Here is a 23,253-nt window from a genome sequence, read left to right as displayed (position 1 = left end):
GGTGAGTTGACGGGGGGTGGACTGTGGGGTCGTGCACGGCCACGGGGATGGCACGGTGGGCGGACGGCGCGCTCGGACGACTGGTGACCTGGCCGGACCCGGACGCCTACGTCCTCGTCGAGGGGGTGCTGCTGCGGATGCCGGCACACTCCCCCGGGCTGGTCCCGGGCGCCGGGATCAGGGTGGGCTGGGACCCCGCGCGGCAGGTTCTGGTGGCACACGGCACGGAGGCGGGTGGGGCATGAGCGGAAGCACGATGGGACTGTCGGAGGGCTGGGAGGAGCGGCAGCCCGTGGTCCTCCTCCTCGACACCTCGGCGTCGATGGGCCGGCCGGCGGAAGCACCCCGGATCGACGAGCTCAGCACCGCGCTCGCCCGCTGGTTCGAGGGCGTGCGCGCCGAACCGCGGCTCCAGTCGCGGGTGGAGGTCTGTCTGATCACCTTCGACTCGGACGTACGGGTCTACGACCCGGTGCGGCAGGAGCTGGTACCGGTGCCGGCCGCCGGACTGCCGGCCGACGCCGCGGAGCGGCTGTTCGTACCCGTCGACGAGGTACGTCCGCCCCGGCTCGGGGCGTCCGGGCTGACCCGGATGACGGCGGCCGTGGACGCGGCGCTCGACCTGGCCGCGGCCCGCTACCGGGCCCTCCAGCAGCGGCGGGTGCAGGTGCGCAGGCCGTTCCTGTGGGTGCTGACGGACGGCGCGCCGACCGACGCGGACGGGCAGGCGCAGGACGCCGCGGCCCTCGCCGGAACGGCCCGGCGGCTGCGGCGGGCCGAGGAGGGCGGCGCCTGCGTGTTCCAGGCGATCGGGGTGAGCGGGGCCGACCTGCCGCTGCTGCGGGTCCTGGCACCCGACGCGGCGCTGATGCTGGACACCCTCGACTTCGGGGAGATCCTGGACCTGCTGTTCCAGAGCTCGGACCGGGTCGGCGCCGAGCAGGACGCCGCGGAGATCCACCGGAACACCGCCGACCTGGCGGAACGGCGCCGCCGGATGCGCGACCTGGAAGAGGAAGTCCTGTGATCGTCGCGGGCGCGGTGGTGCAGGGCGCGGGCCACCTGGCCGCCGGGCAGGGCTGCCAGGACGCGTTCAGGGCGGTGGACCTCGGCGAGGCGGTGGTCCTGGCCGTCGCGGACGGGGTCGGCAGCCGGGCCCGCAGCGCACTGGGCGCGCACATCGCCGTCGACACGGCGTGCCGGCTGCTCGCCGAGGACCCGCCGGACGCGGCGGCGGACGCAGAGACGTGGACGCAGTGGACGGCCGAGCGCGGGGCGGCGGTGGTCGACGGGTACGTACGCGCGGCCCGCGCGGTCCTGGCTACGGAAGCGGAACGTGAATTCTCCTCCTGTCAGCGTCGGTTGACGGACCGACAGCCGGGCCTCCCCGGCAGTGCGCGGGGCCGTGACGCAGCGGGCGCGGAGGACGTGGGCGCGCTGGCCGCCGCGCTCGCCGCGGCCGTGGTCCGGCCGCCCTGGGTGGCGTTCCTCTCCGTCGGCGACTGCTTCGGCGTCGCCCTCACCCGCGACCCCGGCGGGGCGGGCCCGCCCGAGCGCTGCCACCTCGTCCTGCCGCCCCCGCTGCCCGGCAGCCCGCCGCAGCCCTTCCTGTCCTCGCCCGGCGCCCGGCTGCGCGCCCGCACCTTCACCCTCTGGGACCCGGATCTGAGCGGGGTCGTACTCGCCACCGACGGCTGCGCCTCCGTGGCCCTCGACCACCCGGGCGTGCACGGACTCCCCGACGCCGTCGGCCCGTTGGCCTCGCCGCGGTTCTTCCGCGGCCTGGCCGACACGCTCCGCGCCAACGGCGGCGACGCCGCGCCGCTGCGGGACCTGCTGTGCGGCCCGGCGGCCGCACGCACCGGCGACGACCTCACGGTCCTGTGCGCGCTGCGGGAGGACGCGTGACCAGGGGGCTGAGGGTGGTGTCCGCAACCGGGCGCGAGTACCGGCTCACCGAACGGATCGGCAGCGGCTCCGAAGGCCTGGTGTACGCGGTCGACGACCCGCGCGCCCTGGTCGCGAAGCTGGTGCCGGACCCGCCCGACCCGACGGCCTACCGGCGCAGGCTCGCCCGGCTGGTGCGCCAGCGCCGGGAGCCCCGTACCGTACGGCTGCTCGCGGGCAGCCCGCAGCGGCTGGCCTGGCCGCTGGCGGCGGTGCACACCACGACGCCGGCCCGCCCGCGGGTCGACGGCTACGTCATGCCCGACATGCGGCCCTCCTTCCGACCGCTCTCCCACCTGCTGTCGCCCGCGGCACGCCGGGCCCGGATGCCCGCCGCGACCTGGGCCACGGCGCTCGCCGCCGCCGGGTCGCTGGCCCGGCTGCTCGCCGAACTGCACGCCGAGGGGTACGTCGTGGGCGATCTCAAGCCCGACAACCTGTGGGTGGACGGGCAGGGCCGGGTCGGCATGGCGGACGTGGACTCCTGGCAGTTCACGGACGGCGCGGAGGTGTTCCCGGGACGGATGCACACCCCCGGCTACACGGCGCCCGAGCGGCTCGGGGAGCAGCCGCCCCCGCCGGACCGGTCCTCCGACGCCTTCGTGCTCGCCGTCCTGGTCCACCAGGTGCTGCTGTGCGGGCTGCATCCGTTCGCCGGACATCCCGCGGACGGCGGCGACTTCCGCTCCCTCGACGACAACCTGCTCCACGGACGCTGCCGGATCACCGACCGGACCTCGGTCACGCTCCCCCGGTCCGCGCCACCGGCCGACGCCCTGCCCCGCAGCATCACCGCACTGCTGCGGGCGGCGTTCGGCGGCGAGCGCCCCACCGCCGGGGTGTGGGCCCGCGCCCTGGCCGAGGCCCGCGCTCCCGGACGGCTCACCGTGTGCGCGGTACGGCCGCAGCACGTGCACACGGTGGAACGGCCCTGGTGCCCCTGGTGCGACCAGGCCGCGCGCGGCGCGGACTGCTATCCCGACGCGGCCGAGGAGGCGGTGACATGACCGGGCCGGTGCTGTCCGTGGCCCGCACGCTGGACCGGTGCACGGTGCTCGGGCCCGGGATCCGTGCGGTGGTGTGGGTGCAGGGCTGTCCGCTGCGCTGCCGCGGCTGCGTCGCCGCCGAGACCCTGCCCTTCGAGGGCGGAACCGCCCGGCCGGTCGCCGAACTGGCCGACTGGCTTGGCACGTTGACCGAGCCGGAGGGGGTCACCCTGTCGGGTGGCGAGCCCTTCAGCCAGCCGGAGGCGCTCGCCGCGCTGCTGGACGCCGTACGGGAGCGGCAGCCCGGCTTCACGGCCATGGCGTACTCGGGCTTCCGGTACGAGGCGCTGCGCCGGGGCTCACCGGGGCAGCAGGCCCTGCTGGACCGGCTCGACCTGCTCGTGGACGGGCCGTACGTCGCCGGGCAGCATGCGGCGCTGCGCTGGCGCGGCTCGGCCAACCAGCGGCTGCTGGCCCTCGGCGGACGGTACGGGCACGTGCCCGCCGAGGCCGACACGAGCGCGGGGCTGGAAGTCTCCCTGGGCGACGACGGGACCCTGTCCTGGGCGGGCGTACCGCCGGTGCCGGGATTCCGGGACCGGCTGGAGGAGCAGCTCACGGCCCGTGGCTTCGCCCTGCACCCGGCGGGCACGGCGGACACGGCGGGCCCGGCGAGGGCACCGGGCGTGTCAGGTGCGCCCGGTGTGCCGGGCCCGCAGCGCACCCGCAAGGCGCACGGGGCGGAGGCCACCCGGGATCCGCACACCACGAACGTACGGGGGGAGTCATGAGCGGTTCGGTCATGTACACCGCGGTCGCCTTCGATCCGACGCTGATCCTGCTGGGGGCGGCGGTGATCGGCGGGCTGGCCCTCGCCCGCCGGAACCGCGAGCAGGGCCGCTGCGAGCAGCGGGCGGCCCTGGCCGCCGAACGGTCCCGGCAGTCCGAGCTCCGCCGGCAGCAGCTGCGGGCCGAGCAGGAGGAGCGGATCCGCGCCGAACGGGCCGCCCGCGTCGCCCGCACCCGCGAGGAGCACGGCAGGGCCGAGGTCCGCCGCATCGACGAGGTCGCCGCGCTCATCGCGCAGCTGCGCGCCGAGGGGGTCGCGGACACCGGTCTCGCCCAGATCGAGGGCGAGTTGACGGCGCTACGGGCACGGGCCGGCGGAGCCGAACCGCTCGGGGCGGCCATCGAGGAGCTGCGCGGCCGGGTCGTCCTGCTGCGCCCGCAGCCCTCGGACCACCCGGGCCGCACCGGGCCCGCCGAGCGGTCGGAGCTGCTGCACTCCCTCGAACTGCGCTTCATGGAAGCGGGTTTGACGGACACCGGCGACGACGCGGCGGGCCGGGACGCCGTGGGCGGGCTGCTGGACCGGCTGCGCGCCGCCGTGGCCCCCGGCCAGGAGGTGCGGTTCGAGGCGCTGCTCGGCACGGTCGAGCACGAGCTCGGCCGGCACGAGGCCGAGGTCGCCCGCACCGCGGCGGTCCGGGCTCGGCGCGAGGAGGAGCGGCGCCGCCGGGAGGACGCGGAGCGGGAGCGGGCCGAAGCACTGTGGGAGGCGCTGTCGGAGGCGGCCGACCGGTTCGGTGTGGTCTCGCAGGCGGCCCGCGACGGCGCCCGTGATGCCGTGGAGCTGGGCGATCCGGAGCTGGCCGGCCGGATGGAGGCGGCCGTCGGCGCCGTCACCGACGCGCTGGCCATGCAGCAGCCGGACCGGGCGCTGGCCGCGGTCGCCGAGCTGGAGGTGCTGCTGCCCGCCGCCGAGGAGCGCCTCGACGAACTGCAGCTGGCGTACACGCGCCGCGGCGAGCTCGCGCAGGCCCTCAAGGACTCGATGACGGATGCCGGGCTGTCGTTCACGGGCGGGGAGGAGCAGGAAGGACGGCTCGTGCTGTCCTTCGAGCGGGCGAGCGGGGCCGTCTACGAGGCGGTGGTCAGCGCCGGCGAGGACGGGCAGGCGCTGCTGACGTACCACGTGGCGGGGGAGGCCGACATGTCGCTGCGGGCCGGGGCCGGGGGCGCGGTGTGCACGCCCGAGGAACTGCTCGACCGGGTGCACGCGGCGCTGAACGACGAGGGGTTCGTGCCCGGTGAGCTGAGCTGGGACGGCAAGCCGCCGCGGGGCGCGGAGGCCACTCCGCCGCCGGACCAGGCCATGAGGAGGACGCTGTGAGCACGATCCGCTGGGAGAAGTCCGCGGACCCGTCGGAGGGACCCTCCGGCGCCTCCTCGGGAGCACGGTCCGCGGCGCAGTCCACGGCGGCGTCGGCGGAGACGTCTGCGGAGACGTCTGCGGAGACGTCTGCGAACGTGTCCGGGCAGCCGTCCGCAGCGCCGGCCGGCGGTCTCGAACCGGCACCGGCCGTTCCCGCCGACGACCGGATGCCGCTGTGGGCGGTCTCCCTGGGCTGGGAGCTGCGCCGGGGCCGCCAGGTGATCCTGGACGGCCAGATCCGCGACCGCTGGTGGCTGGAGGGCCGCCCGGCGTCGTTCCGCGACCTGGTGTGCGGGGTGCTCCACCTGCGTGGCGCCGACGTGGTCGGCTGGTGGGACCCCGTCGACGGGCTGACCTTCCCGCTCCAGGGGCACGCCGAGCGGTACGACGAGCTGGTGGGCCGGCTGCCCGCGCAGCGCGACCGGCCGTGGCACAGGGGCCCCGGCGACGGGCCCGCCCCGCACGGGACCGCCCAGAACGGGACCGCCCCGCCCGGGATCCCCGACGCGCGGGGAGCCGGCGGACCGGCCAAGGGGCCCGCCGAGCAGGGCGACGCGACGGCGCCGACCCGGCGCGGCGAGGAGCGGCGCCAGGCGCAGAACCGGCTCTTCGAGCCCGCCCGGGGCCGCCGCGCCTCCTCCTTCGAGGACGTGGTGGCCACCGTCCGCCGCCTGGTGTCCCGGCCCGACGCCGCGACCGCGTTCGTCTTCCAGGACGTGGACCACCACCTGGCTCCGGGCCGGCCCGAGTCGCACCTCGACTACATGCGGCTGCGCGCCGCGATGACCGACGCCGTCGTGCCGTACCCCGGGCCGGACGCGGACGCCGACCCGCGGGCCCGCAACGCCGTGCTGTGCGCGGTGGGGGACGTCGGGCGGCTGCCCGGCTGGTTCCACCGCGAGGATCCGCGGATCGCCGCCCTGCACATCGGTCCGCCCGGTCCGAGCGAGCGGCGGCTGTGGGTGTCCTGGCTCCGCAAGGACTTCCGCGGGCAGCAGGACGCCTCGCGCGCCGAACTGGAGGCGGTGGTCGGGGCCACGGACGGGATGGCCGGCTGGGAGATCGACGCACTCGCCCGGACCTCCCGGCTGCGCAGGGCCTCGGTGCGCAAGCCCGACAAGCTGATGGAGCAGCACCGGCTGAACGTCAGCATCGACCCGTGGACCCAGCTCGACCGGGAGACCGTGGGCCGGGCCGCCGAGGTGCTCGGCGCCCGGGTGATCGGGCAGCACGCCGCCGTGGACGCGGTGACGGCCGCGCTCCAGGCGGCGTTCGTGGGCGTGGACTTCGGCGACTCGGGCACGGCGCGCCCGCGCGGTGCGTTCTTCTTCGTCGGCCCCACGGGCGTGGGCAAGACCGAACTGGCCAAGGCCGTGGCCGAGTTGATGTTCGGGGACCAGAGCGCGTACGCCCGCTTCGACATGAGCGAGTACCAGCAGGAGCACGCCGCCGAGCGGCTGGCGGGTGCACCGCCCGGCTACGTCGGGTACGAGGCGGGCGGCGAGCTGACCCGGCGCGTGCAGGAACGGCCGTTCAGCGTGCTGCTCTTCGACGAGATCGAGAAGGCCCATCCGAAGGTGCTGGACAAGTTCCTCCAGATCCTGGAGGACGGGAGGCTGACAGACGGCCGCGGGCAGACCGCGCACTTCTCCCAGTGCCTGATCATCTTCACCTCCAACACCGGCGCCGACGCCGTGCAGGACCTGCTGGCCGAGCGGGGCGACCAACTCTCCTACACCTCACTGGAAAAGCACTTCACCCGTGCGGTGGAGGACAAGTTCCGGGACATCGGCCGGCCGGAGATCTACGGGCGGCTGAAGCCGGGCGTGGTGGTGTTCGACATGCTCCGCCGGGAGCACATCGTCAGGATCGCCGACCGGCTGCTCGCCCAGCTCTGCGACTCCGTGCGCGAACGCCATCAGGTGGAACTCCGGTACGACGCCCCCGGCGTGCACCGCTGGATCGCGGAGCGGATGGCAGACCCCGAGCGCCAGGCCTACGGCGGCCGGCAGATCCGCAACGAACTGGAGGTGGTCAGGGCCGCCGTGGTGCGGCACTTCATCACGCACCGGCCGCTCGCCGGCAGCCGGATCACGGTCGGCTTCGACGCGGACGGCGATCCGCGGGTCGCCGCCGAAGGGAGCGCCCCGGCATGAGCGTGCTCGCCATCGACATCGGCCACCGGTACGGGCGGATCGCGCGGCCCGGACCCGGCGGGCGGCCCGCCGTCGCCACCGCCCGGCTCTCCGACCCCGACGACCCGGCCGCCGCCCTCGCGCAGCTGCTGGCGCTGGCCCCGGACGGCGGCGCGGATGCGGATGCGGATGCGGTCGGAGCCGCGGCACAGGTGGCGCTCGGCCTGCCGCCCACCGGGGAACAGGACCTGACCCGGCCGGGGGCCGCGATGGACGCGGGGCTGACCGTGGCGCACGGGGTACCCGAGCCGGTGGCGGCGGCCCTCGCGTACAGCGCCGTGGCCGAGGGCGCCGACCGTACGATGCTCGTCCTCGACCAGGGCGCCACACGGCTCGACCTCACCCTGCTGGCGGTCACGCCGGACCGCACGGTGTGGATCCTCGGCACGCGTACGCTCCGGCTCGGCGGCGAGGACTGGGACGCGGCGGTGGCCGCCGGGCTCAACGACCGCCTGCCCGGCGGCAGTCCGGACGGGGCGGGCATGGGGATCGCCGATGCGGAGCGGCTGCGGCTGCTGCTCTCGGGGCGGGAGAGCGCCGCCGTGACGGTCGCCGCTGGGGGGCGGGAGCGGGAAGTCACCCTGGACCGGGCCGGTCTGGGCCTGCTGGTGGCTCCGCTGCGGGCACGTGCCGAGGCCGCGGTGGACGCCTTCCTCGCGGAGTCGGGCCGCACTCCGGATGCCGTCCTGCTGGCCGGGGGGCTGTCGGCCACCCCGGGCGCTGCGGAGCGGCTCGAGCAGCGGCTGCGGCTGCCCGTGCGATGCGAGGGGCCCGAACTGGCTGTGGTGCAGGGGCTGATCGTGATGGCGGGCTTCGGCCCGCTGCGGATCATGACCGGACAGCCGGACGAGGAGGCGGGGCGGGGCCCGGCGCACGGCGCTGCGGCGGGCGGTGCGCCGGAGGACCCCGAGCCACGTGCGTGGGCGGTCGGCGCCCCGGACCCGGTGGGCTCCCCCGCCGTCGATCCGGAGCCGGCGACTGCCGCCCGATCCGCCGGGCGTACGGAGCCGGCACCTCAGCCCGTACCGGAGCCGCCATCAGAGCCGGCAGCCGCGGCCGCCGGCGCGGGTTCCGGCAGCGCAGCCGGGCAGGAGCCCGCCGGCGAGCCGGGCGGCCCGGACCACGGTCCGGCCGCATCCACCGGCCCTGGGCCCGCCGCCGGCCCCGCCCCGGACCCGGTTCCCGGGGCCGCCGCCGGGACGGAGGCACCCGCACAGGGCCCCCTCGCCGCCGTACCCGTGGCGCAGCTGCAGGCGGTCCGGCGGGGCGAGCACCTGCTCGTGCTGTGGGCCTGGCCCGCTGCCGCACGCACCGCGCGCGTGCGCTGGCGCGTCGAGCGCCCCGCGGACGCCGGCTCCGCCGCGGGCGCGGGCACCGCGCCGGCCGTACCGGCGGCGACCGGCGACATCCACGTACGGCGCCGCGTCTACGAGCACGACGGCGGTCTCGACCTGTACGTCGGCCGGGCCGCGGTGACCCTCACCGTCGAGGCCCTGGTCGCCGGTTCGGCCGTCGACTGCGAGGGGTCCGCGGCACTGCTGGTCCCCGCGGCGCCGCCCGTGGTGACGTACGAGCCGACCGTGCGCCGCCGGCTGGGCGGCGGCAGGACCGCCACGGTCACCTTCCGCTGCGCGACCGGGTGCGCCCTGCCCGCGCTGCGGATCGTGCACGGCACGGGCGGCTACCGCCCCGCCAGCACCGCCGAGGGAACGGTCCTGCACGAGGTGCCGGCCCAGCCCCTGGCCGCGGGCCTCCCGCTCGCCGTCCGCTTCCCCGTGCCGTCCGTGCGCGAGACCTCCTGGCTGGTGTGCTTCCCGGCCGACCCCGACTCCCACGACGAGGTGGAGCTCCGCCCCGTCTCCCTCCACCGGCTGCGGGTGAGCTGACGTGATCAAGCGCCTGACCTGCCCCTACTGCTACGAGACCCTGAACGTGCGGGAGATACGCTTCCGCTGCAACAGCCGGATGAGCCGGACCCAGAAGCGGTGCGAGCGCCGGCGCGACCCCGTGCTCGTGGACCGGATGGGCCAGCGGGCCGACGTAGGGCCGGACTTCGCCTCCGACGGCCGCAAGAGCACGGCGCTCTGCCCCGACTGCGACGGCGAGACCACGTACCGGATCTGTCCGGTGTGCCATATGACACTGCCCGTGCAGTTCGGCATGCTGGGCAGCCGGATGATCGCCATGGTCGGGGCCAAGGCCTCCGGCAAGACCGTGTACATGACCGTCCTGCTGCACGAGATGATGAACCGGGTGGGCGCCGAGTTCCACGCCTCGATGCTCGCGGCCGACGACCTGACCAGGCAGCGCTTCGTCTCCGAGTACCAGGACCACCTGTACCAGGACGGCCGGATGTTCCTCGGCACGCGCACCGCCGTCGCGAACGACAACCGCGTCGATCCGCTCGTCTTCCGCTTCGGGGTCCGCCACCGCAGGCTGTTCGGGGACCGGCCGCAGACCACCGTGCTCTCGTTCTTCGACACCGCGGGCGAGGACTTCAACTCCCGTGAGAACGTCGAGATCAGCACCCGCTACCTCGCCAACGCCGACGGCATCATCCTGCTGCTGGACCCCCTCCAGATGCCGGGCGCCCGCCAGTGGGCCGCCGCCGGCACCGCCCTGCCGGGCACCGAAGGGGTCGACAGCCCGGTCAACATCCTGGGCCGGGTGGCGAACATGCTCCTCGCGCCCCGGCCGGGCGGCCGGGCCGGGGGCTCCGGGCGGGTGGACACGCCGGTGGCAGTGGTGTTCTCCAAGATGGACGCCTTCTGGCACCTGCTCGACCAGGGCAGCCCGCTGCGCGCCCACCCGCGTCGCAGCGGCCGCTTCGACGTGCAGGACAGCCTGGACGTCCACGAGGAGGTACGCCACCTCCTGAAGGACTGGGACGGGGTCGCCATCGACGGGATCCTGGAGAACACCTTCGCCCGGTACCGGTACTTCGGGGTGTCCGCGCTCGGCCACGGCCCGACCCCCGACGCCCGGGTGGCCCCCACCGGCATCCAGCCGTACCGCGTCGCGGACCCGCTGCTGTGGCTGCTGTCCGAGAGCGGCTCGATCCCCCGCACGGGACGGAGGCGGGACAGGTGACGGGCTTTCAGCAGCTGTACTACACCTCGTGCGAGCGGGGCCTCAGCGGATTCTCGGGCTTCCAGTTCAACGCGGTGGGCGCCGGGGTATCCACGGAGACCATGCACAGCGTCGAGGCGCTCGCCGGATACGACCCGCCGCGCTCGCTCGTGGAGTCGGACACCCCCGATCAGCTGGCCCGCTGTCCCGTCAACCTCTGCTTCCTGCCCGCCGGTCCGGACGGCAGGGGCGGCACGGTCCTCTGCGTCCGGTACGTGGGCCGGGACTCGGCCCGCCGGTTCGGGAACTACTTCGCCCACGCCCTGCACGGCAATGACTTCGCCGCCGCGGCCGGCGGGCTGCTCGGCATCGACCTGTGGGACTCGCCGGTGTGGACCGCCTCGGTCGCCGCGGACACCCGGCTTCCCGACCTTCCCGGGCCGCCGCCCCGCGGACCGCTGACGACCGGCGCGGTCCGGGACTTCCTGCGCGGGCATCCGCACGCGGAGCAGCTGCCGAACCTGCTCGCGGCCGTGTTCGCGGCGCTCGACGAGGGGCGGCCGGTCATCGTCGTGGACCGCACCACGGACCGCATCGCACACTGGTTCGCGGCCGTCAGCAGGCTGCTGCCGCCGCCGCTGGCCCGGCGGCTGTCGTTCGCCACGTACCTCTTCCGGCCCTCGCGCAGCCGCCTGCACCTCATCGGGTCGGTCCCGGAGGCACCGCTCGCGTTCGGCCCCGACGACCGGGACGCGTACCACGTCTTCGACTTCGCCGCGGGGAGCTTCCCGGCCGACCTGCCTGTGCACAGCCTGGTACGGCTGCTGGACCGGATCGGGGTCGGATCGGTCGGGTCGGTGTGGTCGTGGACCCGGGAGTACGCCCGGGGATCCGAACGCCACACCGGCGACTGGCACGCACCGGTGGCGGCGGCCGCCGCGGGCGGCGGGATCGGGCTCGGACCGCAGGACGTCGCCGCCGTGATCGGCTGGCTGGGGGGCGCCGCGCACCTGGGGAGCAGGCGCGCCGCGGTCGCGCGCGACCTCTACCTGCGCCACCGGGCTCTGGACGAAGGGCAGTTGTCCGCACTCAGCGAAGCCGCGCGGGCCGGGGGCGACCTCGCCCTGCACGGCGAGCTGGAGGGCAGGCTGCACGAGTCCCGGATGCGGGCGTACGTCGCCGGCCTGCCCGAAGCGGCCGGCCCGGTACGGATCGCCGACCGCACGCAGCGGGAGCGGGCTGCCGCGCTCTGGCTGCGCACGCTGGAGGAGGCCTCCGACATCCGGCCCCGGCTTCGGCTGCTGCTGTGGGCCCGCGGCGCGGGCCTGGAACCGGACCCGGCATTGACCGAGCGGGCCTGCCGGGAGCTGGCCGCAGACCTGCTGGCCTCGGCCGCCCTCCCCTCCCGGACCCCGGAGTTCGAGCGTTCGGTGGCCGAACTGCTCGACGGGTGGCCGTGGTTCCGGCGCGCCCTGCTGGCAGAGGTCGCCGCGCTGCCGGTCGCCCGCCTCGCCCGCGAGGAGGCCTTCTCCCGGTTTCCCGCGGCCCTCCTGGAGGAAGAGGATCTGACCGGCCTGCCCGACCGGCCCGACCTGCTCGAGCAGTACTGGACGGCCGCGGCGCACCGGGAGCCGGAACGGACCGTGGAACTGCTGCGGCGCATCCTCGCCCGCCGCGGGCAGCGGCTCCCGGACGGCGAGCTGCTGCACGACCTGTGGCCGCGGCGGCGCCCGTGGACGTACGACGAGGCCCTCGTCCTCGCCCGCACCCTCCCCGACGGCACGGAAGCGGAATCGGGAGCCGGTAGCGGTGCCGATGCCGATGCCGCCACAACGAGGGCAGCTGCCGCGGCGGTTGCCGACCGGTTCGACCGCTGCGTCCGCCAGGACATCGCCGACGAGGCCGCACTCGACGACTGCCTGCGGCTGTGCGCCGAGCTCGCCCGGCACCGGGGCCCGCTCTGGCCGGCCGCCCGCACCCTCGACTACATCACCACCACGCTCCACCTCGAAGACCGCCTGTCCTCCGCCACCGAAGCCACCGCCCTGGCCAAGGAGTTCGCACCGGCTTCGCTGGCCCGCTGGGCCGCGACCCGCGCGCTGAAGCAGTTCCGGCTGGTCCCCGCCATGCTCCGGCTGACCGCCGAGGTCCGGTCGGTGCCCGCGATGGTGCACGGCCTGGACGACCGCACGCGGGAGGAGTACCTGCGCGCCGTGCTGGCCGCGGCCTCCCGGCGCGGGCCCACGGGCCCCGTACTCCTGCGCCACGTGGCAGGCACCGGCTTGGTGGACGAACGGCGGCTGCCCGAGGCCCACCGCACGCTGATCACCCAGATCCTGCTGAAGGCCGCGGACGCCTGGCGCGTCGAGGACACGGAACGGCTCGCCGAGCTGATCCGGCCCCACGACGCGCCGTTCGCCGCGGAGTTGGCCCGGCGCGCGGAGCGCCGGGTCAGCGCGCCGAAGAAGCTGCTGCGCCAGGCGCTGCGGCGGCGGCCCCCGGACGGGCCGCCCGCCGGGCGGGACCGGAAGAGGAAGGAGTAGCACCGTGCTGGAGGGCCTGTTCACGATCGTCCTCGGGGTCTTCGCCTTCATCGCCGCCTTGATCGCCCTCGTCGTCGCCCTGGGCGAGACCGCCGGACTGACCGGCCGGTACGGGCGGCTGACCGTCGGCGTGCTGTTCCGGCGCAGCGCGGAGTACGAGGTGATCCCGCCGTACCGGCCGCAGGACGAGCCGGTCCCCGCTCACCGCAACTACTTCTTCGGTCAGGCCCTGCGCGACGTCCGGCAGCTGGTCCTGCTCGGGTGGCGGATGCTGCGGACCACCGTGGACGAGCACGTCCGCACCGCGCACCGCGAGAACATCGAGGAAGCGGGCGGTCTGCTCCCGCTGCTGCGCGGCCTGTCGATCTGCCTGGGGCACCTGCTGGGCGGGCTGCTGGCGCTGCCGCTGCTCGGAGCCGTGCTCCTCGTGCACGCCCTGGTCGTCCTGCTGGTGGCGGCCGCGGCCGTGCTGGCCGCGGGAGCCCTGCGGGCGGTGGACCGCTCCCTGCTGTGGGTGCGGCGGCTGCGCGGCGGCATGCTGTGCCCGCACTGCTCCGAGCGCGTCCCCCGTCCCTCGTACGCCTGCCCGCGGCCGTCCTGCCACCGGCTGCACACCGACATCCGGCCGGGGCGCTACGGGCTGGTGCGGCACCGCTGCCAGTGCGGCGAGCGCATGCCCACCCTGCTGGTCCTGATGCGCCGCGGCCGCCGCCTGCAGCCCTACTGCGCCCATGCGGCCTGCGGACGGCCGATGAACCTGGACGCGGGGCACGCGCGCGAAGTGGTGCTGCCGCTGATCGGGGGCCGGGCCGCGGGCAAGACCCAGCTCATGGCCGCGATGATGACCGCACTGGAGGACGCGGCCGCGCGGGGCGGCCCGGCGTTCCGGCTCGCCGACGGCGAGTCCCGGGCCCGGCACGAGGTCGCCCGGGAGGTGCTCTCGATGGGCGGGCACCCGCGCAGCACCCGGCGCGAGCTGCAGCGCGCGCACTCCTTCGTCCTGGGCCGGGGCCCCGCCCGGCGGCTGGTCCACGTCTTCGACGCGGCCGGGGAGCGGTTCGTGAGCCGCGAGGACACCGACCCGCTGCGGTACGTACGCGACGCCCGGACGTTCGTGTTCGTCCTGGACCCGCTGGCCGTGCCCGGCTTCTGGACGGCGGCGGACCGCAGCCTGGCCTCCCCCGTGCACCCCGAGCACGTCTTCGCCCCGTCCGTGCAGGCGGTGGCGACCCTGGGAGCACGCCCGGCTCGGTGCCGGCTGGCCGTCGCGATCAGCAAGACCGACGTGCTCGACGCGCACGGCCTGGTCCCCGGGCGCCGGGACGACAGCGACTGGGCCCGTGCGTGGCTGTGCGAGGAGCTGGGGCTCACCAATCTGGTCGCCGCGATGACGAACGAGTTCGCCGAGGTGCGGTACTTCTTCACCGCCGCGGTCGGCACGGCGGCACCGGACGGCGGGACGGGTACGGAAGGAGCGGCGGGGTCGCAAGGACCGGCGGGATCGGCGGGTGTCGATCCGAGCATCGTGGCGTTCACCGACTGGTGCCTCGGCCGCCGGGACGGCCGGGGGCCGGCGGCCGGGAGCCGGTCCGCTCCGCAGGGAAGCGCCCGGTGACCGGGCCGGCGTGGCCCTGACCCGGCGCGCTGCACGACCCGCTGCACGCGCCGGGGCGTGACGCTCCGTGCGAACCGCGACCGCTGGTGCGACGCTTCCCGGCAGCCGGGCACGCCTCGCTGCCCGGTCCCGGACCGGAGGGGAGCAGCCCCATGGAGTCCCTGCACGTCACACTGGCCACACCGGACCGCGAGGTGTGTTCCGGGGAGGCCCGTATCGTCGTCGCCCGTACGCTCTCCGGGGAGGCGGGCGTGCTGCCGGGCCGTAGGGGCCGCTCAGACCGTGAACGGCTTCTGGCGCAGGAACTCCGCACCCGGCTCGCCCGCCAGGTAGAGGTTCGGGCTCTGGTTCGCGGGCAGCCGCTCCTGGATCCTGCGGTGGAAGGCGCGGTAGCCGCCGCGGAAGGCGCCGTTGTCCCAGACCCCGAGCAGCGCCTCGGTGAATGCGCCGTTGACCGGCCCGTCGGAGGCGACCTGGTTGTCCTGGCAGGCCGAGATGAGGACGGCCGCCGGCTCGGGGGCGCCGTTGTTCTCGCTCCTCAGCTGCTGCTGGAGCCCCTCGTAGAAGCTGCGGTCCCGCTCGTAGACCTGCTGCTGCCGCAGCACCGGCATCAGCCGGACGGCCGCCGCCACCTGCTCGGGGTCGCTCGTCTGGAACTGGGCCTCCATCGCCACCGGGCTCAGGATGTCCCGTACGGACTCGATGCCGGTGCCGCTGTGGCAGCAGTCCAGCAGCGCGAAGATCCGCACGCCCTCGGCGAACCGCCGGAACTCGCGGTACAGCTCGTCGTCGAGGAACTGGCGGTCGTAGAAGACCAGGGTCTCGTCGAACTCGTCCTCCTCCACGTCGGGGCCGGGCGCGTCGGGCACCTGGCCGCCGTGGCCGGAGTAGGTCAACAGCAGGATGTCTCCGCTCTTCAGCGTTCCGGCGGCCTTCCTGAGCTCCGCGGTCACGTTCTCCACCGTGCCGTCGGCGGTCATCAGCGTGGTGTCGGAGAAGCCCGCCGCGCGGGCGATGGCGGCCATGTCGCGTGCGTCGTTCTCGCAGGCCAGGAGCCGCCCGTCCCAGCCGTCGTACTTGCGGGGGTCGACCTTGTTGAGTCCGATGTGGAGGGAGAGTCCGGTGGGCACGAGGTGCCTCCTCTAGGACGGTGGTGTGTCGGGGGTCACGAGATGGGTTCCGTGGCGGCACCGCGCTGAATCCGCGTGGGCGCAGGGACCCCCGATCGGGCCTGCCGCGAGCCGCGCGAGGGTGGCCGCTGATCGAGTGGCTTGGCGGCCGGCACCGGTGACGGGCCGGTCATGCGCGGTAATGCAATCCTATGAACACATCCGATGTGGCCTCCTCGGCCTCCTCCCTCGCCGAGGCCCGCCGCAACAATCTCGAGGGCCGGACCGGCTACGACGAGGCCTTCCTCGGCACCGTCGTCCCCATGCCGCTGCCCACCGACGCCTCGGTGGAGACGGTGCTGCTGCCGTACACCCACTTCACGGTCGCGCTGCGGCCGGACCGCCGGCTGGCCGCCTCCACCGCCGTGTGCATCGACGGGTCGCGGCTGCTGGACGTGGCCCGCGAGGACGCGTGGCAGTTCGACCCGCGGGTTCCCGAGGCCCAGCAGGCCGGGAACGCCGTCTACCGGAGGAACAGCCTGGACCGCGGCCACCTGGTGCGCCGGCTGGACCCGGTGTGGGGCGCCGTGGCGGAGGCGGAGCAGGCCAATGCCGACACCTTCTACTACACCAATGCGGCCCCGCAGGCCGACGTGTTCAACCAGGGCAAGGAGCTGTGGCAGGGCCTGGAGAACTACCTCCTCGACCACGCGGCGCAGTTCGACCGCAAGCTGACCGTGCTCACCGGGCCCGTGCTGCACGACTCGGACCCGCCGTACCGGGGCGTCCAGGTGCCCCTGCGCTACTGGAAGGTCGCCGCCTTCCTCCAGGACGGCGCGCTGGCCTCGACCGGCTACCTGCTGGACCAGAGCCCGGACCTGAGCCGCGACTACGACCGGGCGATGGCCGGGGCGAAGGCCGGGGACGCCCCGCCGCTGGGCCCGTTCCGCACGTACCAGGTGCCGGTCGTGGACGTCGCCGAGCTCACCGGCCTGGAATTCGGGCCGCTGCCCGGCGTCGACCTCATGCCCGTGTTCCGCGCACCGGAGCAGCGCTGGCGGCGCCTGGAGTCGTTCGAGGACATGGAGATCGGCACCAGGGCATGACCGAGCCCCGGATCGTCTACGTACACGGCAACGGCAACAAGGTCCGCAAGGAGCTCCTGAAGTCCCAGTGGGACCGGGCGCTGTTCGGTACGGACATGGGCCCGGCCTCGCGCATGGCGTACTGGGCGGCGGTCCGGTACGACTCCCCGCTGCCGGGCCCCGCGGCCGACCCCCTGGACGGCGGAGCGCCGCCGCTGGAGGAGCTGCCGGGCGCGGACGTCTCCGGGACGCCGGAGGAGTTCGTGGCGCGGACCGTGGCCGAGGCGCGCCGGGAGAGCACTGCCGAGACCCCGCCGGGCGGGGGCGGCGAGCGGGACGCGGAGCGGGAGGAGGAGCTGATCGCCTGGCTGCGCCGGATGACCTACCTCGGGGACACCCTGGCGGGCGACGGCGGTGTCGGCGACGCCGCCGGTCCGGAGCTCCTGCCGCTCCCCCGCTTCGCCCGTCGCGAGCTGTTCCGGCTGCTGGTGAAGCACACCTTCAAGGACGTCCACGCGTACTTCTTCGGCGGCGCGGCCGAGGCCATGCGGGCGGTGGTCCGCGCGGAGCTTACGGACGTCGGCGACGGACCGCTGGCCGTGGTCGGGCACAGTCTCGGCTCGATCGTGGCGTACGAGGTGCTGCACGAGCTGCGCCGCCCGGTCGAGCTCCTGGTCACCGTCGGGTCGCCGCTCGGGGTCACCGAGGTGCGGGACCAGCTGGCCCGCCCGCCGGCGGTCCCGCAGGGGGTAGCGGCCTGGCACAACGCCTCCGACCTGCGGGACCTGGTGGCGCTCGACCACACCCTGCGGCCGGAGTTCGCCCCCGTCCACCTGGTCACGGACCACCTGGTGACGAACAGCAGCGCGACCCACCACGCCATCCGCGAATACCTCTCCGCCGTACCCGTACGCACCCCGATCCGGTCCCTTTTCGACCGTCTTGCGGTGGAACAGACCGAGTGAAACCATGACAGGTATCAGTCAGTCCCCCTCCTCGCTCCCCAGGGGCGGCCGGGCAGGTGCGGAATGCCGCTCATCGACACCGAATGGGACCTCGTAGAGATCTGGGCACGGGACAACCTGCTGGCCAACATCGACCCCTACAAGGCGCTGGAGGACGCAGGGTTCTCCAGGGACTTCATCACCCGGCTCGGTCTGACGGCGCGAGCGGACATCAATGCGAAACTCCTGGTGCGCGCCTCGCGCAGGACCATCTCAGGGCAGCTGGACCTGCTCGAGGCACTGAAGCTGCAGGACAAGCTGACGGTGGTGAAGGGCAGGGAGGTCGACGCCTTCCTGGCGAGGCTGCTGGAGGACGCGCGGGTGCACATCTCGCCGGAGGACGTCTTCCTGACCACGGTGTTCAAGAACGGCAGCGAGGTGTTCCTCGGCCGCGACGAGCTGCGCGAACTGCTGCGCGAGTTCGTGAACACCCCCTGGAAGACCGTACTCGTCGTCGACGGCGAACCGGACAGCGGCCGCTCGTACACCTACAGCCTCATCCGTCACATCAGCCAGCACCGCGACTTCCGCCCGGTGCGCGTGACCCTGTCGCAGACCTCCACCGCGGCCTCCGTGGTCCGGGGTCTGGCCGGACTCGTCGACCCCGACAACATCTTGCCGTTGAATCCCACACAGTTGAACGATCCATTGCCCTGCGTCGACACCGCGGCGACCGCTCTGGTGGCGCGCGCGACGGCCGCCGAGGAGACCTTCTGGCTGGTACTCGACGACTGCGACAAGCTCGACCCCAACTCCGACGTCTGGGACTGCATCGGCAAGCTCGCCCTCGCCATCGACAACACCGCCCCGGAGAAGCAGCCTGCCGCCCCCCGCCTGGTCCTGCTCGGCTATTCGGCGACGATGCGCCAGCTCCCGCACGACATACGCAACAACGTGTGCCACGACACGGCCCGACCGGCGGGCGCGGACGATCTGCGGACCTTCTTCACCCACTACTTCGCCCGCACGCCCGCCCCGGGCAGCGACCCCGCCCCTCCGGACCCGGCCCGCGTCGAGGCACTCGTGGACGTTGCCCTTCCCGCCGTCCTGCACGCCGCCGAAGGCCCGGGTACGGACAGCTACATGCGCAAGGTGTGCACCGCCACCGAGGGCATCGTGCGCACGTACCGGAGCCTGGCCCCCGGCGAGGACTTCGCCGCACGGCTGCACCAGGATCTGCACACCACCATGGCGGCCGGGCCCACCGACGTGTCGGGACTGCGCCGCGGCTACCGCGAAGCGGCGTGCCTGCTGAGCCAGTTCGACCCGACGTACCTGCGCCTGGCAGGTGAGCAGCTGTCCACCGGGCGGGCCGCCGGTGAACTCGTCGACGACTGCCGCACGCTGGGCACGGGGCAGCAGTCCACCACCTGGGAGCTCAAGCAGCCGGTCCGGGAGGCGGCGCTGCGCTCCCTCGCCGGGCCGCAGGCCGCCCGGCTCGCCCTGGAGACCAACCTCGCCCGGGTCCCCGACGGCCCCGGCCCCGAACGCACCGCGCTGGACCTGCTGTCCGGCACGGAGCCCGTCCTCGAAGGGGCCGACGTCGACTCGCTCACGGACACCCTCCAGGCGGTGCTCTGGCTCTCGCTGGTGCCCGGGGTCGGACCGCTGCCGGAGCCCGAGGCCATCCGCAACCACCTGGAACAGGCCCGGCTGCGCCAGCCGCTGGAGCGCCTGGCGCACGGCTCCTTCCACGGCCGCACCGCCGAACTCGCCGCGCTGCGGGACTACGTCGGCCTGCCCCCCTACTCCGCCACGGACCGGCCGGACGACGAAGACCTCCTCGGCTCCCCCGCCGTCCCCGGCTCCCCGCAGGGCCCGCTGCCTCCGGTACGCACCGACTTCGTCCGCGCCGCCACCCGCGACCCCGCGCCGCCGCTGATCATCCACGGCCTCGGCGGGATCGGGAAGAGCACCCTGCTCGCCCGGTTCCTGCTCGACAGCCTGCGCGACTTCCGCCCCGGATTCCCCTTCGCCTACGTGGACTTCGAGCGGCCCACCCTCTCCATCCACGAGCCGGTCACGATGATCGCCGAGATCGCCCGGCAGTTCGGCATACAGTTCCCCGGCCACCGTGCCGCCTTCGACGCGCTGGCCGACGAGTGCGAGGCGACCGCCGCCACGCAGCGCACCGAACAGGACCAGGTCGACGAGCTGTTCCGGCTGTCGACCACCCGCGCCACCCTGGGCCGGCTGTCGTCCTCGGGCCTGCACGCCGAGTCCAGGGAGCGCGAGACGGCCCTGGTCCGGCGGGTGGCCGCCCTCGTGGTGGACTCCGTCGCCGCCCCGGCCGACCGGCCCGGACCGCCGCTGGTGATCGCCCTCGACTCCTTCGAGGAGGCGCAGTACCGCGGTTCCCCGGTCCTCGGCAGGATGTGGGCCATCTGGTCCGCGCTCCAGGAGGTCTACCCGCGGCTGCGGTTCATCGTCTCCGGGCGCGCGCCCGTCGAACACCCGGCGCGCCTGGTGGAGTTGCAGACCATCGAGCTGGGCGAGCTCGACCCGCACGCCGCCGTGCAGGTGCTCCTGTCCAGCGGAGTCGAGGACCCGCGGATCGCGAAGGCGCTGGCCGAAAGGGTCGGCGGGCACCCGCTCAGCCTGAAGCTCGCGGCCCGGGCGGCGGTCCTCGCGGGCCACGAGGCGTCCTCGCTCAGCGAGCTGGTGGACAGCCTGCCCGCGCGGCGCCGGTACTTCTACCGCAAGGTCGACCAGATGCTCGTCCAGGGCACCCTGTACGAGCGGATCCTCCAGCGGATCGCCCGTCAGGACGTCCGCCGGATCGCCCAGGCGGGCCTGGCCCTGCGGACCATCACCCCCGGTCTGATCCGCGAGGTGCTGGCGGAGCCGTGCGGGCTGACAGTGGACACCGACGAGGAGGCGCGCCGCCTGTTCGGCCTGCTGTCGCGGCTCGACATGGTCGAGACGGCCGGCCCGGAGACCGTACGGCACCGCGGCGACCTGCGCGCCATCATGCTCCGGCTGGCGGACAACGACCGCACGGACGTGATGCGGGCGGTCGGCCGGCGCGCGGTCGCCTACTACGGGGAACGCGAAGGGCTGGAGGCGCGGGCCGAGGAGATCTACCACCGGCTGCGCCTGAACGAGAACCCGCGGTCGGTGGAGAGCCGCTGGCTGCCGGGCGTCGAGCGGTACCTCGCGGGAGCCGACCAGGACATGACCGCCCGGTCCGCCGCCTTCCTCACCGGATATCTGGGCGGCCACACCCCGGACCAGGTGATGGCCGAGGCCGACCAGGAGGACTGGGAGCGGATCGCCGCCCGCGAGGTGGAGGACCTGCTGTCCCAGGGGTTCGTGGAGGCGGCCGCCGTACGGCTGGGCGAGCGCCGTCCGTGGACCCCGGGCAGCGAGCTGCACCCGCTGCTGGTGGAGACCCTCACGCGGCAGGGACGCCGCAGCGAGGCCAGGGCGGAGGCCGAAGCGGCCGTGGACCGCGCCGAGGACGCCGGCTGCGCCGAACTCCAGCTGGAGCTGCTGCTGCTCGCGGCCAAGCTGGCCGAGGAGGACGGCGACCTGGCGGACGCGGACCGCGCTCTGACCGAGGCGGAGGACATCGCCACCCGGCTGGGCCGCGTCTTCGAGGCGATGGGCGCCCTGCTGGCCCGGTCGAAGCTGGCCGAGGCCTCGCGGCACGGGGATCCGGAGGTCGACGACCGGCTCGCGCGGCGGCTGCGCGGGCTGCCCGACGAGGAGCTCGGGCGCCGGCCGGCGCTGGTCCGGGCCATCGCCGCGGAGGTCTCCCGGCAGGACCCGCAGGCACTGGACCACACACTGGGGGTGGTGGGGCTGCCCGAGGCCGACGACGACGTCCTCGACGCACTGGCGCAGGCGATCGGCCGTGCGGTGACCGGCCAGCCGGAGCTTCAGGCGGCGCTGCTGAACATCCTGCAGAGCGCCGTCGCCACCCCGCAGCCCCGGGAACGCCCCGCCGGACCTCCCCCGTCTCCCCCGGCCGCCGATGCCGCGCCGCCCCCGGCCCCGGCACAGCCGGCCCCCGCCGGGGCGCCCGCCAGCGGGTCCGGCGTCTCCGGGGGTGCCGCAGCCGGGGGGACCAACGGGACTCCGGGCATCGCAGGTTCCATCTCCCGCTCCGGCTTGCAGGCCATGTCGGCCGGGATCCTGCGCGAGGCGCGCCGGCTCGGCACGCTGGACGCCCTGGCCCGCCGGCTGCTCGTCGTACGCGACGACAGCGGCGCGCTCACCTCCGGAGTGGCCGCCGCCATGAGCGCCGGGACCACCCCGGCCCCGGCGGCCGCAGCCGGCCCCACCCCCCTCGAAGGGAACGGCCCCCGAGCGGCCTGAGCGACCATGAGCGACGACGAACCGTACCTCCCGCTCGACGAGATCGTCCTGCTGAAGGACGCCGCCCTCGACGCCGGTCTCGCGGACCCCCAGACCCGGCAGCTCCTGCTGAACGGGATCATGCTCAAGTACAAGGCGGTCCTGCCGCTGCTGCCCGCGCCCGGGCTGCAGGTGCAGTCGGACCTCACCGAGATGAACCGGGTGGAGCGGCTGGTCGACGGGTCCGTCCCGCTGGAGATCTGGCTGCGCAACGCCGTGACGATGACGACCGTACAGAAGCCGCTGGCCGTGTTCCAGGCCGCGCTGGACCGGGTGTCCCGGGCCGCGGCCGGCGAGCCTGACGTGCCGCCGCCCGACGCCGCGGAGGCGGAGACCAAGGAGGAGATCGTCCACCTGGACGACACGGTGCCGTTCGCCTTCCTGGCCGGCGGCGAACGGGCCGGCCTCTCGGTGGCCCGGATCAAGGTCCTGCCGTACGAGGGCGGAGCCCCGCTCCAGCCCAACGGCTACCCGCACACCGGGACCGGCTGGCTCATCGCGCCGGGGCTGCTGGTCACCAACCACCACGTGGTCAACGCCCGTTCCCGCACCGCCGCCGGGCGCGCCGATGCCGGCCCGGCCGACCTGCAGCTCCAGGCGGTCAACTCCCGTTCGCGGTTCGACTACACCGACGAGGACATCGAGACGGAGGAGGCCGCCGCCAGCGCCCTGGAGGCCTCGGACAGCGAACTCGACTACGCCGTCCTGCGCCTGGCGGACCACGCGGGGCGGCCCGTGCTGCGGGTGGCCACCACCCCCCTGGCCGTCACCGGCGACGCGCCGGTCGCCGTCAACATCATCCAGCACCCGCTGGGACAGCCGAAGCGGGTCGCGCTGCGCAACAACCTCGTCTTCTCCGCGGACGAGAAGGACGTGCGCTACTTCACCGACACCCGGGGCGGCTCCTCCGGCTCGCCGGTCCTCACCGACGACTGGACGGTGGTGGCCCTGCACCGGGGCACCCGGCGGGTGGAGGACGTCAGTTTCCAGGGGAAGAGCACGGCGTTCGTGAACGTCGGCACGCAGATGAGCAGCATCCTGCGGCACCTGCAGGAGCACAGCCCGGAACTGTACGCCGAGATCACGGCGGCTCAGACAGCACTCGGCAACGGTCCTTGAACCGGAG

16 protein-coding genes are annotated in these 23,253 nt (G+C 74.8%); 15 read left to right on the top strand and 1 reads right to left on the bottom strand.

All coding sequences use genetic code 11. The features are described 5' to 3' along the window. The first annotated feature begins 47 nt into the window (after window positions 1-47). The 11 genes from ACZ7H1_RS01215 to ACZ7H1_RS01165 are packed head-to-tail and all read left to right on the top strand — an operon-like array spanning window position 48 to window position 14,570. A complete protein-coding gene (locus ACZ7H1_RS01215) occupies window positions 48-245 on the top strand; it encodes a hypothetical protein (protein WP_470782643.1) in 198 nt (65 codons plus the stop codon). After that, on the top strand, window positions 242-1,027 hold the full coding sequence (locus ACZ7H1_RS01210) for a vWA domain-containing protein (protein WP_470782641.1): 786 nt from the start codon (window positions 242-244) through the stop codon (window positions 1,025-1,027). Before ACZ7H1_RS01215 ends, ACZ7H1_RS01210 begins: the two co-directional genes overlap by 4 nt. Then, window positions 1,024-1,908 (top strand): protein phosphatase 2C domain-containing protein, encoded by an 885-nt coding sequence (locus ACZ7H1_RS01205; protein WP_470782639.1) that lies wholly within the window; start codon window positions 1,024-1,026, stop codon window positions 1,906-1,908. Before ACZ7H1_RS01210 ends, ACZ7H1_RS01205 begins: the two co-directional genes overlap by 4 nt. Next, complete coding sequence (locus tag ACZ7H1_RS01200) at window positions 1,905-2,954, top strand: protein kinase domain-containing protein (protein WP_470782637.1); 1,050 nt, start codon at window positions 1,905-1,907, stop codon at window positions 2,952-2,954. The genes ACZ7H1_RS01205 and ACZ7H1_RS01200 overlap by 4 nt, the downstream gene beginning before the upstream one ends. Next, complete coding sequence (locus ACZ7H1_RS01195; RefSeq protein WP_470782636.1) at window positions 2,951-3,724, top strand: 4Fe-4S single cluster domain-containing protein; 774 nt, start codon at window positions 2,951-2,953, stop codon at window positions 3,722-3,724. Before ACZ7H1_RS01200 ends, ACZ7H1_RS01195 begins: the two co-directional genes overlap by 4 nt. Then, entirely contained in the window at window positions 3,721-5,106 is a 1,386-nt protein-coding gene (locus tag ACZ7H1_RS01190; RefSeq protein ID WP_470782634.1) for a hypothetical protein, read from the top strand. The genes ACZ7H1_RS01195 and ACZ7H1_RS01190 overlap by 4 nt, the downstream gene beginning before the upstream one ends. After that, window positions 5,103-7,304, top strand: coding sequence for an AAA family ATPase (locus ACZ7H1_RS01185; protein ID WP_470782633.1), 2,202 nt, complete (start codon window positions 5,103-5,105; stop codon window positions 7,302-7,304). Before ACZ7H1_RS01190 ends, ACZ7H1_RS01185 begins: the two co-directional genes overlap by 4 nt. Beyond that, the gene (locus ACZ7H1_RS01180; RefSeq protein WP_470782631.1) at window positions 7,301-9,229 is read left to right on the top strand and encodes an Hsp70 family protein; all 1,929 of its coding nucleotides are present in this window, start codon (window positions 7,301-7,303) and stop codon (window positions 9,227-9,229) included. Before ACZ7H1_RS01185 ends, ACZ7H1_RS01180 begins: the two co-directional genes overlap by 4 nt. Window position 9,230: 1 nt before the next feature. Next, a complete protein-coding gene (locus tag ACZ7H1_RS01175) occupies window positions 9,231-10,433 on the top strand; it encodes a TRAFAC clade GTPase domain-containing protein (protein WP_470782630.1) in 1,203 nt (400 codons plus the stop codon). Beyond that, window positions 10,430-12,955 carry a GTPase-associated protein 1-related protein gene (locus tag ACZ7H1_RS01170; RefSeq protein ID WP_470782628.1) on the top strand — a complete coding sequence of 842 codons (2,526 nt, stop codon included), beginning with the start codon at window positions 10,430-10,432 and terminating at the stop codon, window positions 12,953-12,955. Before ACZ7H1_RS01175 ends, ACZ7H1_RS01170 begins: the two co-directional genes overlap by 4 nt. Window positions 12,956-12,959: 4 nt before the next feature. Further along, entirely contained in the window at window positions 12,960-14,570 is a 1,611-nt protein-coding gene (locus ACZ7H1_RS01165; protein WP_470782626.1) for a TRAFAC clade GTPase domain-containing protein, read from the top strand. A gap of 275 nt (window positions 14,571-14,845) precedes the next feature. Here ACZ7H1_RS01165 and ACZ7H1_RS01160 read toward each other — a convergent pair whose 3' ends face one another. Further along, on the bottom strand, window positions 14,846-15,700 hold the full coding sequence (locus tag ACZ7H1_RS01160) for a caspase family protein (protein WP_470782625.1): 855 nt from the start codon (window positions 15,698-15,700) through the stop codon (window positions 14,846-14,848). Window positions 15,701-15,891: 191 nt separating this feature from the next. Here ACZ7H1_RS01160 and ACZ7H1_RS01155 point away from each other — a divergent pair, with 191 nt between their 5' ends. The 4 genes from ACZ7H1_RS01155 (at window position 15,892) to ACZ7H1_RS01140 (ending at window position 23,246) form a co-directional block, all read left to right on the top strand. Beyond that, a complete protein-coding gene (locus ACZ7H1_RS01155) occupies window positions 15,892-16,785 on the top strand; it encodes a DNA/RNA non-specific endonuclease (protein WP_470782623.1) in 894 nt (297 codons plus the stop codon). Continuing rightward, window positions 16,782-17,729, top strand: coding sequence for a hypothetical protein (locus ACZ7H1_RS01150; protein ID WP_470782622.1), 948 nt, complete (start codon window positions 16,782-16,784; stop codon window positions 17,727-17,729). Before ACZ7H1_RS01155 ends, ACZ7H1_RS01150 begins: the two co-directional genes overlap by 4 nt. 63 nt (window positions 17,730-17,792) lie before the next feature. Continuing rightward, window positions 17,793-22,088 carry a hypothetical protein gene (locus ACZ7H1_RS01145; protein ID WP_470782620.1) on the top strand — a complete coding sequence of 1,432 codons (4,296 nt, stop codon included), beginning with the start codon at window positions 17,793-17,795 and terminating at the stop codon, window positions 22,086-22,088. A 6-nt stretch (window positions 22,089-22,094) separates the two neighbouring features. Beyond that, complete coding sequence (locus tag ACZ7H1_RS01140; RefSeq protein WP_470782618.1) at window positions 22,095-23,246, top strand: trypsin-like peptidase domain-containing protein; 1,152 nt, start codon at window positions 22,095-22,097, stop codon at window positions 23,244-23,246. Window positions 23,247-23,253: the final 7 nt, after the last annotated feature.

It is taken from the genome of Streptomyces sp. NPDC037401, from assembly GCF_055602345.1.
Note: the sequence above shows the minus strand (reverse complement) of the source record. Positions and strands in the feature narration are given on the sequence as shown.

Coding starts and splice junctions, on each gene's coding strand:
- ACZ7H1_RS01215 (WP_470782643.1), top strand. CDS start 48: ATGGCACGGTGGGCGGACGGCGCGCTCGGACGACTGGTGACCTGGCCG.
- ACZ7H1_RS01210 (WP_470782641.1), top strand. CDS start 242: ATGAGCGGAAGCACGATGGGACTGTCGGAGGGCTGGGAGGAGCGGCAG.
- ACZ7H1_RS01195 (WP_470782636.1), top strand. CDS start 2,951: ATGACCGGGCCGGTGCTGTCCGTGGCCCGCACGCTGGACCGGTGCACG.
- ACZ7H1_RS01190 (WP_470782634.1), top strand. CDS start 3,721: ATGAGCGGTTCGGTCATGTACACCGCGGTCGCCTTCGATCCGACGCTG.
- ACZ7H1_RS01180 (WP_470782631.1), top strand. CDS start 7,301: ATGAGCGTGCTCGCCATCGACATCGGCCACCGGTACGGGCGGATCGCG.
- ACZ7H1_RS01155 (WP_470782623.1), top strand. CDS start 15,892: ATGAACACATCCGATGTGGCCTCCTCGGCCTCCTCCCTCGCCGAGGCC.
- ACZ7H1_RS01150 (WP_470782622.1), top strand. CDS start 16,782: ATGACCGAGCCCCGGATCGTCTACGTACACGGCAACGGCAACAAGGTC.
- ACZ7H1_RS01145 (WP_470782620.1), top strand. CDS start 17,793: ATGCCGCTCATCGACACCGAATGGGACCTCGTAGAGATCTGGGCACGG.
- ACZ7H1_RS01140 (WP_470782618.1), top strand. CDS start 22,095: ATGAGCGACGACGAACCGTACCTCCCGCTCGACGAGATCGTCCTGCTG.